The organism is Phocaeicola dorei (assembly GCF_013009555.1).
In the GTDB taxonomy this organism is placed as follows: Bacteria; Bacteroidota; Bacteroidia; order Bacteroidales; family Bacteroidaceae; genus Phocaeicola; species Phocaeicola dorei.
Map to the genome: position 1 here is coordinate 225,616 of NZ_CP046176.1, position 14,485 is coordinate 240,100.

General features: G+C 41.5%; 9 protein-coding genes. 2 read left to right on the forward strand and 7 right to left on the reverse strand.

The window, feature by feature from the left end; all coding sequences use genetic code 11:
* Positions 1-28 precede the first annotated feature (28 nt).
* Positions 29-490 carry a hypothetical protein gene (locus tag GKD17_RS00895; protein WP_227414143.1) on the forward strand — a complete coding sequence of 154 codons (462 nt, stop codon included), beginning with the start codon at positions 29-31 and terminating at the stop codon, positions 488-490.
* Positions 491-891: 401 nt separating this feature from the next.
* Here the strand turns inward: GKD17_RS00895 and GKD17_RS00900 are convergent, their stop codons facing one another.
* The 7 genes from GKD17_RS00900 to GKD17_RS00930 all read right to left on the reverse strand — a co-directional run bounded on the left by GKD17_RS00900 (position 892) and on the right by GKD17_RS00930 (position 13,647).
* Positions 892-2,826, reverse strand: a complete 1,935-nt coding sequence (locus GKD17_RS00900; protein ID WP_007834647.1) for an MGH1-like glycoside hydrolase domain-containing protein — start codon at positions 2,824-2,826, stop codon at positions 892-894.
* A 120-nt stretch (positions 2,827-2,946) separates the two neighbouring features.
* Positions 2,947-6,123 (reverse strand): beta-galactosidase, LacZ type, encoded by a 3,177-nt coding sequence (gene lacZ, locus GKD17_RS00905; protein ID WP_007834651.1) that lies wholly within the window; start codon positions 6,121-6,123, stop codon positions 2,947-2,949.
* A 13-nt stretch (positions 6,124-6,136) separates the two neighbouring features.
* Complete coding sequence (locus GKD17_RS00910) at positions 6,137-6,739, reverse strand: LysO family transporter (protein WP_005838876.1); 603 nt, start codon at positions 6,737-6,739, stop codon at positions 6,137-6,139.
* Positions 6,736-7,017, reverse strand: coding sequence for a LysO family transporter (locus GKD17_RS00915; RefSeq protein ID WP_005838878.1), 282 nt, complete (start codon positions 7,015-7,017; stop codon positions 6,736-6,738). The genes GKD17_RS00910 and GKD17_RS00915 overlap by 4 nt, the downstream gene beginning before the upstream one ends.
* 114 nt (positions 7,018-7,131) lie before the next feature.
* A complete protein-coding gene (locus GKD17_RS00920) occupies positions 7,132-8,649 on the reverse strand; it encodes a RagB/SusD family nutrient uptake outer membrane protein (protein ID WP_007834652.1) in 1,518 nt (505 codons plus the stop codon).
* 20 nt (positions 8,650-8,669) lie between these two features.
* Positions 8,670-11,798, reverse strand: coding sequence for a SusC/RagA family TonB-linked outer membrane protein (locus GKD17_RS00925; protein WP_007834653.1), 3,129 nt, complete (start codon positions 11,796-11,798; stop codon positions 8,670-8,672).
* Between the two features lie 223 nt (positions 11,799-12,021).
* Entirely contained in the window at positions 12,022-13,647 is a 1,626-nt protein-coding gene (locus tag GKD17_RS00930) for a tetratricopeptide repeat protein (RefSeq protein ID WP_007834655.1), read from the reverse strand.
* 101 nt (positions 13,648-13,748) lie between these two features.
* Between GKD17_RS00930 and GKD17_RS00935 the strand changes: the two genes are divergently transcribed.
* A complete protein-coding gene (locus GKD17_RS00935; RefSeq protein ID WP_007834657.1) occupies positions 13,749-14,354 on the forward strand; it encodes a ribonuclease HII in 606 nt (201 codons plus the stop codon).
* The last annotated feature ends 131 nt before the right edge of the window (positions 14,355-14,485 follow it).

Below are 14,485 nucleotides of genomic sequence, written 5' to 3' on the forward strand. Positions count from 1 at the left end.
TCGCCTGCCATTGATAAACATTATATTAATGGCAGGCTTTTTTTTGTATAACAAGAATCAGCGGAACTTCCCACAAGATTGGGAGAAACTTCTCACAAGATTTGCCGCATCTTGTAACAAGATATCAGGCATCCCGGTTTCTTGCGTCTTTTTATGTTCTTTTCTGTGGGCATATTCCTCTTCCGGTAGAAAATATGCCCCTCCCGAAGAATTGCCCCAAAAATCCTTCAGAAGTTTCAGCCTCTCCGCAAACTCCCTGTTCATGGGATTTCCGGCTGAAGGATTGGCTTTTAAAATTCTTCAGCCGGGTATTTATTCTTTCAGCCGGCATATACGTTTTTTCAGCTATGGCTGTGTACTTTCCGGCATCTTCGGAGTTTTCCCTATGTACCTGCGTGCTTTTCACCTTCCGGCCATTGGGCACGCTGAAGGATTTTTTTTCAGTCTGAAAGATTTCGAGGTATCAATTCTTCAGCCGGAATGCCGATGAACAAAGCGTTTGCGGAGAGGCTGAAACTTCTGAAGGAAAAATAAGTGTTTTGCTATGTGTATATAAAGAAACAGGAGAAACAACGGGACGTATTAATAAAAGCTCTTGATGTTTTTTTAATATGTCCTGTTGTTTTTAAAAAAGGGGCAGATGTTTTGAAGTTTCCTGTTGTGAAGTGTGAACATATACTGATGTATAGGCTGAAAGATATATCATGTTTCAGCCGGAAGATATATAATCTTACACCTGTAACATTCTATTCATTCATTGGAGAATTTTTATCACTTCTGAAAAGAGTGTATTGGGGGTAACAGGTAATACGATATAAAAGCAGGGGGCTACATTCATCACGAGTGCGGCCCCCTTTTGGTATTATTTATATTAAGGTAAAAAGAGAGAGTTTATTTGCCATAATCATCATATAACATCAGCAAATGTGATGAACTCCAACTGAAATGGGGAGCTTTTAACAATTCACCGGTGTGTGTGCCATAGTTTTCATGTATCGGTGCTCCTTCTTTCAAGCCTTGCAGACGGTCGAATACCTGGAGGGTATATTCATCCGCCATCTTGTTATATCCATAGTTGCGCAGACCGCGGATAGCGAAATAAGTCTGATCCAACCAGATAGGGCCACGCCAATAGCCACGTGGGTTATACTTCGGGTTGTCTGCTGCTACTGTGGGGAAGGGAATGTAGGTAGAGAACTTGGCTGTATCGGTCAGCAGGGGCAACATGGCTTTTACCTGATCGGCAGTAGCTACTTCTGTCCATAACGGAGTATATGCTTCGCATCCCGGTTCCTGTATAAAGCTTCCGTCCTTTAAACGGCGATCGAAGAAGAAACCTTTTTCTTTGTCGAAGAAATAATCGGCTACTTGGCTACTGTAATCCGGACCGTCAAAAGTAACTCCCAGAATACTTGCAAATTTCTTTAATAGTTTACATTCCAAAGCCAGATAAGCATTTAAATCAACACTTTCCTGATCCATGCTCCATGCATCCTCAGCCCCGTTATTTTTCAGCATCTTGGCATCATCAAAACGGATGGCATTATCCATACCGCTTTCCCAGGCTGCTGCTTCCAATGTGCCATCGGTAGAACCGTATTCACACATACCGTTGCGGTTATGGTCACGCTTGTTGTACCACCATTTGTAATAGGCCATCAATTGTGGATACATTTCACTGATGAACGCCGTATCATTGGTATGGGTGAATATTTCGTCTACCGCCCATGATACGAGAGGAGGTTTGCTGTCGCGTGCATTATTTTCGGCAGGATCGGTATAGATACAGTCTATAATCATACCGTCAGGCTGCTGGTAGTCAAACATGGCACGAATGTTGTCCTTGGCCAATTCCGGATCGAATTTTGCCAGAGCAGCAGAGAAACGCCAAGTGTCCCAGGCCCAGAATCCTACGAAGTAGTATGCGGCATGGCTCGGAACAATTCCTTCGTGGAGCAATCCGCCGCGGTGGGTACGCCAGTTGCTGATAAGTGTAACAACTGCTTTCACGGCGATACGGTCATACTCAGGTTTCATATCTTTGCGCAGAATCTTGGTGAGATAACCTTCCCAGCGTTCTTTGTTGGCTTTGAGTCCTTCCTGCGGATTGCTGAGAGCCAATTGTGCTTTTTGTAATCCGGCAGAAAGTTCTTTTTCTCCGGTATAGAAAGAAATGGCTACGTAGGTGTCGTGTTCGCTGCCATTGATTTTTGCTTGGTAATTATTGTCAGTGCCCTTTACGCTAACATCCGGGGTAAAAGTTAATGCTACAATCTCACCGGAGGGATGACGGGCGATGACGGTATTTTGGTCTGTTTGGACTTGTATCTCTTTTCCCCATTGGCTGGCAGTTAAGGAGAGTTCCTTCCCTGCATCGGAGTGAATGCGGAGCAATGCGGTAGAAGCATCTAAAAAATTCAGGCGTTGAATGATTTTACCTTCCTCTGAACTTGCCGAAAGATATAACTCTCCCGGGAAATAACAAGTGGAATCCGGAGTAAATATAACATTCGCCTGATCGGCATATCCTACCGTGACAGCCGATTGTGCCATCCATTGGCGTCGGTTCATATCCAGACTGAACGGGCCACAGAAACCGTTCACCCAGTGATCTTTCTGCGGAAGGGTAAATCCCATCCAGGAACCGGCGTCTGTGAACCAACCCCGGCAACGTGTCAGTGTATCGGGAGTATAGGCTATATCCAGTATGTTATTGAATTCATATCTTTTGCCTGTGGGGATGTTCTCACTGGCAGGGTTACAGGCGGCTGTGAAGCCTGCAACTACTGCTGTGAGAAGAATGATTTTGGTAAATTTATGTTTCATGTTATTTCGTTATTTGAAGATCGTTTCATCACAGATTATTCAGATTAATACAGATGCAATCATTCACGAATTGAAATTCAATCTGCGAGAATCTGTATAATCTGTAGTGAATCAGAATTTTTAAAACCATTTCTTATGCGCTTTTTCAGCAGCATCGTCTTGATTGCTCAAAGGTTGCATGGTAAAGCTGTATTGCCATTCGTGCGGAGTGATGGTATATTCCGGATGTACTTGCGCTCCCCAAGTATTATCTCCACCTACCCCCATGTGACGGTGGTCGATGTTTAACCATACCATGTCTTTCTTCATAATACTTCCACCATGACGGCGTTCTGTATTGAATGCTACATAGTCAATATCCTCCAACGGGAAATTCCATGCGCTGACATTCAGCGGTTCCTCACCTGTGATTAACAGGCCTTCCCCTGCTTTATTACGCAATGCAACCCATCGTACATCGGTTTTGTTGCCGGTTTCCTGTGCACGGACATACGGATGGAATTGTTCCCATACTGTAGCGGTATAGAGTCCGATAGGATAACCCGTCTTGCGGTCTGCATAGTTTTCTTGTGGTCCGCGGCCCAGCCAGGTCATCACATCATATTCTGCCGGAAGAATCATACGCATACCCAGACGTGGCATTTCAGGAAGGGCTTTGTTGCCGGGTACAAAGTGCATACTTACTTTGACAGCTCCATTGGGGCGTACCTGATAGATGGTCTGCAAAGTTGATTCTTGTGCTTCCAGTTTATAATTTACAGTAACGGTTGCCAGTTTCTTGTTTGAATCTTCTTTTAAATCGATACTTTGTAACTTGGCGTTCTTGCCTGCAAATTTCCAGATGCCGCAACGCTCCAGATGGTTGTTGGCAACATCATTGTCGGTTAATGCACGCCAGAAATTGGGTTGTAATCCTTCTTTTATCAGATTCTTTCCGTTGTATAAGAGTTCTGTCATTTCACCATCAGCAGTAGAGAATGCGATACGGAAGTTCTCCCCTGTCAAGGTGATAGCATCCGGAGTACGTTCGGTATTTATAGTTTTGTCTACTAGTTCCCGGGCAGTCCATGTAGCATTCAGCAGCCGTTCTCCTTCCGGATTCAGTTGCCATTGCTCCATGGCTACCTGATGTCCCTTTGGAACTAATGGGGCTTCCTTTTTGGTAAATGCTTCCAATTTCAGGAAATATTCTTTTCCATCGTTAGGAATCAAGTTCATCGGGATAGTGATGAAGGCAGAAGAACGGGCAGTCATTGTCGGGAAATCCATTTCACCGCTTTGTACAGCTTTTCCGTCTGTTTCTACAGTCCAGTGTAGTTTGTAATCTTCCAAACCGATAAAATCATGCCAGTTAGTCACTTTGATTTGCTTGGTGGTAAAGGCAACCGGCTCAAAATGAATGTATTGATATACTTTTTTTACTTCCCAGATGTGTGGATGAAGTGAACGGTCTGCAGCTACCAGTCCGTTGGCACAGAAGTTGGAGTCATTAGGGACACCTACAAAGCCCATGTCGCCTCCGTAAGCCCAAATCTTATTACCGTTCTTGTCTTTGATATCAAAGGTGGCGTCAACCCAGTCCCATATGAAGCCACCTTGCAGCTGGTCATATTTATAAATCAAATCCCAATAGTCTTGTAGATTACCTACACTGTTACCCATAGCGTGGGCATATTCACATAGAATCATCGGGCGGGCATCACGCTGGTTTACATGGCGGCGCAGGGACCAGATGCGTGCATACATCGGACAGTAGATGTCAGATTTGGCATCATAACCACCTCCCTCATATTGTACAGGGCGAGTAGGATCGAACTTCTTGGTCCAGTCATATAACGTTTCAAAGTGTTTTCCGTAGCCGGACTCATTTCCCATTGACCAAGTGACAATGGCGGTGATATTGCGGTCTCGCAGCACCATGCGGCTCATGCGTTGCATAAACGGTACTTCCCAATCGGGATTATTAGCCAGTGTGCCATCTTTATGCGCCTGCATACCATGGCTTTCAATGTTTGCTTCATCTACCAGATACAAACCGTATTCGTTACACAATGCATACCATTCATAGCGGTTGGGGTAATGGCAAGTGCGTACAGCATTCAGGTTGAATTGTTTCATCAACTGAATGTCTTTTATCATGCTCTCTACGGTGATGGTACGCCCATGATGCGGATCGTGTTCATGGCGGTTTACTCCTTTAAACAATACGGCTACCCCATTTATCAGTTGCATGCCGTTACGCATTTCCACAGAACGGAAACCGAAAGGCTGTGTGAATGATTCCAATGCTTTTCCTTGAGCATCGTAGGTGCTGACTACCAATGTATAGAGATTGGGTGTTTCGGCATTCCAAGGCAATATGGCCGGGAACAAGTGTTTCTGAGCGAATAAAGTATCTGTAACAGAAGTTATTTCCTTTTTATGCTGATAAATTACATTGCCTTTGTCCATAATCTTCACTTCCACAATTCCTCCCGGATGAGGCTTGTGGAGTGTGATATCCAGATTAAAATCTCCGTCTTTATAACCATTTGTCAGACCGGCTACCAGTTTGAAGTCTTGTACACGACTTTGAGGACGGGCATAGAGATACACATCGCGTTCAATACCGCTATATTTCCAGTAATCCTGATCCTCCAGGTAGGAACCATCACTATAACGGAAAACTTTAACGGCCAGTTTGTTCTTCCCGGTTTTTAAGAACGGAGTAATATTAAAATGAGCCGGAAGACGGCTGTCTTCACTGTATCCTGCCAATTCACCGTTAACCCAGCAATAAAAAGCGGACTCAACTCCTTCAAAATCAAGGAAAATATCCATTCCTTTCCAATGGGCCGGTACGGTAAATTCACGTACATATGCACCTACCGGATTGTAATCGGTTGGAACATGAGGCGGATTGGCAGGAAAGGGGTAGGCTACGTCAGTATAGATGGGGGAGTCAAATCCTTGCAGTTCCCAGCTTCCCGGAACCTGTATGTCTTTCCAGCGTTTGGTGTTGTACCCCATTTTATAAAAATCTGTCGGGCATTCCTCATTGTTTTTAGAGAATAAGAACTTCCAGGTTCCGTCTAGTGAAATGCGGCGTTCTGTGGCGGGGTTTACTGCAAAACGTTGGGCGGCAGGTAAAGCTTGTTGTTTCAGTGCATTGGCCTCATTCGTATAAGGAATGAAATGGGCATGGGCAGGTTCACGATTTATTTCATTTATTTGCGGATTTTGCCAGGGCACGTTTTCACCCCAGGCAGAAGCACAAACAAACAACAGTGTAAGAAAAGTATTAAGAGAGTGTTTCATGGTTATTGTTATTTTAAATAGAACAGAAAAGAGTCACAAGAAAAGGTACGCTGAAGTCCACTACAAAGCCGTGAAATATAGAAACCACTACGAAGCTTTGACCGGAATAGCGGGTGATGATGGGTAATGTTGTATCCATCGTAGTGGCTCCTCCAGCCGAAATAGGGGCCAGGTTACCAAACCAACGTACTAGCAACGGGGCAAAAAGCAAAGTGATAATCTCACGTGTGATATTGGATAATAATGCAATGGTTCCCAACTCCGGACCTTTATATTCTGTAATAAAGATACTGGATAGAGAGTAATAGCCGAAACCGGCACCTACTGCCATACAATCTGTTACTGAGCGATGCGAGAGAAACAGACTGACCACTGCGCATCCTGCCAATGTTCCCAATATGGTCATGACCGGTAGAAAGATCAGGCGAGGATTTAATGACCGGAAATTACGTAAGGTCTGCGGATCATTACCTACACTGACTCCTACACTGAACATTAACGCACACAATGCGTAGAAACTTAGCTTACTTTGTGTAAAGTCGTATGGAATAAGGTGATATACCCCACAAAGAGCTCCTAGTACAAAGAATCCGACGATAATCAAACTTCCTTTCATACTTGTCCCTCCTTATTTCTTTTGTAAAGTACATACCATAAAGCCCATGCTGCCGTAACACTGCCCAGCACTGCTGCCAAGGTGATGACAATGGCTTCCAACCCTATAGTGTGCAGACCATTGATAATTTTCTGATTACCGCCTACATCTATACCCAATAAAAAGAGTAGCAACCAAATAAGAACGGTGATGACTTTGTGTATTCCTGAAAGCTTCTGCTTGCGAAGCAGGAAGCCGAGGAGCATCCCCGTGAGCATTAATCCAATAATTGTAAACATATCTATGTCGTTTTATTTATAGGCAAAGATACTTCATTTTTAGATTACAAGGCGGTATCACTGTAGCGAAAACCGCCTTGTTGCCTAATTATATCTAACCAAAAAAGAAAATACTTATTTTAAGGCATCATTAGCATTCAGCTCTGTAAGAGGAGTGGGGTAGAATGAGTTTTTGTCTTCATTGAAGCCTGTTCTTCCGGCAGCTTGCAGGGCTGAGGACAGTTTGCCCCAACGGCGGAGATCATACCAACGATAGTTCTCAAGAGGGAATTCAATCATGCGCTCGTGTTCAATTTGCGCGCGGACTGCTTCTTGAGAAGTACCTGTCATGGGTGGCATATCCCCGTGAACGCTTCTTACTTCATTGATTAAAGGAATAGCTTGTTCGGGATGTCCCTGTTCATTCAATGCTTCGGCTTTCATTAACAGTACGTTGGCATAACGCATTAAAGGAACATTGATCGCAGAATAGTTTTGGTTTAAACCTTCATAGGTCGAGGGCATGAATTTACGGAAGGCTACGCGTTCTTTGTTGTCGAACCAGTCATTATAGTCGTAGCCATAGACACGTCCGTTACCATCGTTATAATAGTCACAATTAAAAAATAATGTTGCATACATACGCGAGTCATAACGTCCTGTAGTAGCCGTTTCCCCTTCTTTTTTGAATTCACTAATCAATGTTTGACTGGGAAGAATCTCATCCCATCCCCCAAGTTCGGAAACACCGATCCATCGATGGAACTGAGTACGATAAGTAGCTCCGTTTGCAGAACTCATAGAGAATTGAATTTCAAAAATCGATTCTTTACTGTTCTTATTATCCCCGCTGAACATAGTGCTGAAATTATTAACCAGTTCATATCCTTTTACTTGGTTGAATGCTTCTATAGCACTGGCCAGATAAGAGTCTTTGTTGGCTGCCTCTTCATAGGCGCGTGTCAGATAGGCAAAACCAAGATATGCATAAGCTGAACCGCTTGTGGCACGGCCTACATTATCAGCGTCACGTGTTGCAGGCAGACTGGTTGCACGTTTCAAGTCTTCAATGATGAAATTCCATGCATCCTCACGGGAAGAAAGGGGCTTGCTTAATTCAGCCGGGTCAGTGATATATTTATCACGAACTATGATTTCTTTCCAGTTCAATAAAAGTTGCATGTGGTAATAAGCGCGGATAAAGTAGCCTTCATTGACCAATTGTTCGCGTGTTGCTGCGTCTATATTCTCATCGGGTATTTCTGCGGTTTTTTCAATTACCTGATTAGCAAAACTGATGCCTTTATAGTAGCATTGCCAGTAATAACTGAACTGAGAGTTACCATTGGTGTAGGTATAGTTGCCTAATTCCACCCAGTTCGGGTAATTCAGAGCATCGCTTCCTAATTGGATAATATCTTCACGATAGGCTTCTACCGGCCATTTGATTTCCGGGAAAGACCACATGTCACCCGAATAAGTCATCAGGTAAAGTTGGGAGTATGCGGCGGCAAGTCCGGCTTCAGCATCAGACTGGTTACGCCAAAAACTGCTTGATGTCAACTGGTCAGGAGATTCTACCGTGAGATAATCGTCACAAGCGCTAAATAAACTTGCAATGCAGATACTTGCTATGTATAATAGTTTCTTCATTTTCTTATTACTTTAAAGGATTAGAATGTAAGTTGAGCTCCAACGGTGAATGAACGGGTAAACGGATAAATCAATTTATCAACCCCGGTATTCAACACACTGGCGCGAGAGAATTCAGGATCTATACCATCATAGCCTGTGATAGTGAACAAGTTTTCACCACTTACATAGAAACGCAGTTTCTCAATATAGAATTTCTGCATGAGCGATTTGGGTAAAGTATAACCTAACTGTGCCTGACGCAAACGGACAAAATCACCATTTTCAAGGAATCTGTCTGATTCTTTCATGTTGCCGTTCGGATCTTGATATACCGCGCGGGGAACATCCGTATTTCTATTGTCAGGAGTCCATGCATTCAATGTAGACTTTAGCATATTTGATTTAGAATTCATTCCTTCATAGAAATATTTGTTTCCATTATACAATTTGAAGTTCCATGCGCTGCCAAGTACGATTGAAAGGTCAAATCCTTTATAGCCGAATGACAGGTTTAAGTTCGCTTCCAATGTCGGGATACCTGAGCCACAGTATTCTTTGTCACCGGCGTCTATGCTTCCATTACCATCTAAATCTTTAAAACGGATATCACCTGGTTGGGCATTAGGCTGTAATAATTGTCCATCCTTGTTTACATGGGCATTTACTTCATCCATACTTTGGAAGATACCGTCTGTTCTATAAAGATAGAATGCACCGATAGGTTTGCCTACTCTGGTTTCTGTCGGGAAATGCTCCGTTCCATATTTCAATCCTTCGCCCTGAAGAACTTGGTCTGCATCTGACAATTCAACCACCTTATTTTTGGTGGTGCTCATATTGAAACCGATATTGTAATCAAAGTCTTTTATAGCATCTCCCCAGTTTAATTCAAATTCGAAACCGGTATTGCGTATCTTTCCGACATTCAGGGTGGGATTAGTCATACCTGCTGAAGGAGGTAAAACTTTTGTTATCAACAGGTCTTCTGTTTGGTTATAGTAGTAGTTTAATGTACCGGTTAATTTGCTGTTAAAGAAGTCGAAGTCGAAACCAATATTTTTGGTATCCGTTGTTTCCCATTTCAAAGAACGGTTTTCCAATCCGCGAGCGATACTTCCTGCCCATGCGTTATCACCGTTGCCTTTCACGTATCCTTGATACATTTCATTGTATGTACTAATCAGCGCAAGGAAGTCATAATATCCCAAAGCATTTTCATTACCCAAACGTCCCCAACTGACACGAAATTTCAAATTGTTCAGTGCAATGTCTTTCGGGAAGAATTCTTCCTGACTGATTCTCCAGCCTAATGCCACTGACGGAAAGCAGCCCCAACGGTTGTCTTTACCAAACTTGGATGAACCGTCATAACGTACAGTTGCCTGTACCAGATAGCGGTCATTATAATTATAGTTCAGTCGGCCGAAGAAAGAAGCGCGGTTATATTTCCATTTTGTTCCGCTACCATCAAATGTGCCACCTGCTCCTGCACCTACAGTTGAGAAAGATGGATCAAGAAATCCGCCCGGAGTTTCACTGGTTACCAATTTTCCGTCTTCTACTTTATAAACAGTGGTTTTACCTTCTACCCCAACAGAATTCCATGTATATTTGCGAGCAGTCATGGAAGTACCTGCCATTGCATTGACGTTGTGTTTTCCAAATGTCTTATTAAAACTTAATACATTTTCCCATACATGTTCTTCCCAGTATCCTGTGGTTTCGCTATGATAAGGATAGTCACGTTTGGCTTTTGGGTCGGCAACATAAGCCGGAGTATGATAAGTCTGACGCTGGTGTTCACCTCTGTATGCATAGCTTGTCTTGAAATTCAGCCATGGGGTGAAGTTCATAGTCAAGGCAACATTGGCTGTGGTATGATATTTTTTGTCTGTAGATTTTTCATAATGCTGGTCAGCCATAACATTACGGTTACTGGGCAGGTCATCAAAGTCACTTAAGCCGAAGCCATACTCTCTTGTATCATCATAGATAGGAACAAGCGGAGAAATCATGTACATTTCTTTAATGGAATATTCCGGTTGTTTGCTATCTGTAAATTTGAAAGCGATATTTGCATCTATATCAAAGATATATTTATTCATATGGAGTTTCAGACGGGCATTGTCTTGGCGATAGTTGTTACCTAGAAAAATTCCTTTTTCGTCGGCATGATTGTAGGAGAGTGAATACTGGGCGTTTTCGGAACCGCCACGGATACTAAACATATAGTTTTGTGAAACACCACTCCTTAGCATGGCATCTTGCCAGTCTGTATCTATTCCTGTGTTTTTATTTACAAATGCAGGCATAGTAACCTCTGTATCATTGGGATACTGGTTCATATAGTTCTGATACATTTGTTTATGAACACTTTTGTATTCTTCGGCATTTAGCAGTTCCAGCTTTTTTGCTACGCTTGTAAAGCTTACATAAGTACTGAAATCAATTTTCATGTCACCTTTTTTACCGTTTTTGGTAGTTACGATAATGACACCATTTGCAGCAACCGAACCATAGATAGCAGCGGCTGCACCATCCTTCAGTACTTCCATTGACTGAATATCTTGCGGATTCACATTTTCAATATCACCGGGAAAACCATCAATGATATAAAGAGGTTGGTTATCACCAAACGTTTTGACACCACGGATTTTAACCTGCACACCTGCACCGGCATTACCACCAGCCTTCATAATGTTTACACCTGCAATCTTACCTTGCAATGCTTCTGCAGGGTTGGTTGTGGTGCGCTTTACCAAATCGTCTACATCTACTGAGGAAATAGCACCGGTCATATCACTTTTCTTCATGGTACCATAGCCCACTACTACAACTTCATCCAGCATCTCAGTATCTTCTTTCAAAGTCACCCGGATGTTTGTCTTTCCGTTTACAGGGACTTCTTGTGTTGCATAGCCCACATAAGAAATAATAATAGTGGCTTTGGGGGATACGCTTAATGCAAAGTTACCGTCAAAGTCTGTGATGACCCCGTTGGTTGTACCCTTCTCTACTACACTGGCACCAATAATAGGTTCGTTGGCAGCATCAGTAACCAGACCAGTCAGTTGAATCGTCTGTGCTAATGCACCGAAAGGAGTCATAAAAGCAAAGAGTAGAATCAATAGTATGATTCTTTCCTTGAAATAATTCTTTTTACTCATGTGAATAAATTTTAAGGTTAATAATTGTTTTTCACATCGCTAAGTAATAGGTTGTATGTGCAAATTCCTAATTATTATACCCTACAAATGAACTACAATGAATAAAAAAACTCTCTTTTTTAATCTACAAATATAAATGTAATATATTGATATATAGTGTTCTATATAAAGAGATAATATCTACAAAATGCTGTTTAATAAAAACTATAAAAATATAGGTTCTTTAAATATTTTGTAGATAGTCTGTCAAGTCATCCTCCGAAGATAAGTTTAGAGATTTACGTAAACGATATCGATTCATGTTGATTGTTTTGGGAACATTTCCTGTGAGCATTGAGATTTCTTTGGTAGATAGATTTACCCGTAATAAAGTAGCTAGATATTTTTCTCCTTGTGTTAAATTAGGATGCCGTTCGGATAGCCGTTGAAGGAACTCCTGGTTCTTTTCTTCAACATTCATCAGCAAGGTGCTGTTCGTTTTATCTCCATTCTGATATTGGCTGATGAAGGCATTGACTTTCTTCAGATGAGGAATCAATGCTTGTTGGTCCATCTTATATCCTTGCTTTATCATTTCTCTGATTTTCTCTAGCAATTCATTACGGCTATGCAGGAATACAGCAAAACTGGTAGCTTCCTGACGACTGTTGTCTAATGCACTTTGGACAGATTTTAATTCGAGTTCTTGCTGTCGTACTTTAAGTTCTGCCAATTCATGTTCCGATTGCTCCAGATTATAGCGGGTAACCATTAACTGCATATTCTTTTTGCGTTTATACCATTGGTATAGAAATATACTGAGTACTATCAATGAGATGAATATGATTACTAGTACAAACAGATTCCGTTTCAGCAGTTCTATTTTATAAGCTTGTTCTCTTAGTTCTGCTTTCCTTTGTTGGTTTTGATATTGTTTATGGGAAATTTCCTGTTCTACGATGCGTAATTTACTTCCACTTTGCAACTCTTTGCTGAGAGTATATAGTTGCATCAGGCATTTATAAGCGTTTTTATGGTCTCCAAGGGCATCGTATACCCAAGATAAATATTCGTAATTATCACAAATCAGTTCTTTGGCACTAATGGAAGAAGCGACTTCGTATGCTTTTTGTAAAGCCATCAAAGCATTGTTGTATTGCTTTGCATAGAAGTATTGCTTTCCCATATTGTTATAGTTTTCCCCTAATGACCATTGAGAATTCAAGTTCTTGTTGATGACAATGGCCTCATTAATTAAACTTAGCTTTTCATTAAAATCACCCTCATATAAGCATAAATTATTCAAATTGGCGGATATCCCTCTTAAATTTTTCTGACTGCGGTTTATTGTAAGGGCTTGTTTAAGGAATTGTTCAGCTGTTTTGAACTCATTCATGGAATAATGGATGATGCCACGATCATTGTAGCATAGTGCGATAGAAATGGAATCTCCGATGGATTTAAAAATTGAGATGGCTTTCTCACTCATTTCGATCGCTTTGTTGTAGTCGGTCAGTTTGCAATAGAGTGCTCCTATCAGTGCGTAAATTTGTCCATTCAACTCTTTATTGGTAGGAGTTGCATACTCCAAAGCGTCATATAGATTTTTAATGCTCACATCAAAATTGCCTAATAGCTTTTCTGCCTGACTGTAATAGAACATTGCTTCAGCTTTTTGATTATTTTGCCTTTCTTCAGGAAATAATTCAATTACCTTGGCAGCATAGTAACTAGCCTGCTTCGGATTATTGTATAAGGCATCAACCGACTTTTTAATCAGTGTCTCGGCTTCTTGTTGCCTATTACGGGCATGAACCCATGAAAGGTTCAACAGGCAAAGGAGGATATATATAGGTAGGTTGTTTTTCATAATCAAGCGTATTTTTGCAAAAATAGTGATTTTCTTTGTAAAAAGACACTCTTGTTTCTCTTTTAAAAGAATATCTTTGCAAGCAACAATAAAGATGAACTATGTTATTACCTTATTTGAATAAAGACCTGATAGAAGCCGGTTGTGATGAGGCGGGTAGGGGATGTCTGGCAGGATCTGTATATGCAGCTGCTGTTATTTTACCTGTAGATTTTAAGAATGAATTGCTGAATGATTCCAAGCAACTGACGGAGCATCAGCGTTATGCGCTGCGAGAGATTGTGGAAAGGGAAGCATTGGCATGGGCTGTAGGTGTAGTGACTCCTGAAGAGATAGACGAGATAAATATCCTTAATGCGTCTTTTCTGGCAATGCATCGTGCTGTGGATCAATTGAAAATTCGTCCTCAACATTTATTGATTGATGGGAATCGTTTTAAAAAATATCAGGATTTACCGCATACTACAGTGGTAAAAGGAGATGGAAAATATCTGTCTATTGCTGCTGCATCTATTTTGGCGAAAACCTATCGTGATGATTATATGAATGGTCTGCATAAAGAATATCCTTTTTATGATTGGAATAGTAATAAAGGTTATCCTACTAAAAAGCATCGTGCGGCTATTCGTGAATATGGAACAACGCCATATCATCGGATGACTTTTAATTTGTTGGGGACAGATCCCCAATTAGAGATTCCTTTCTAATTTAAAGAATATATAGGAGGATGGGATGACTTCTTTGCATTTCATTTTACGTTGTTGAAAATAAGGCGAAGAATCTGTTTGATCCATATGGGTAGTAACAGATTCTTCGTTTCATTTTTTTACAATGGTCT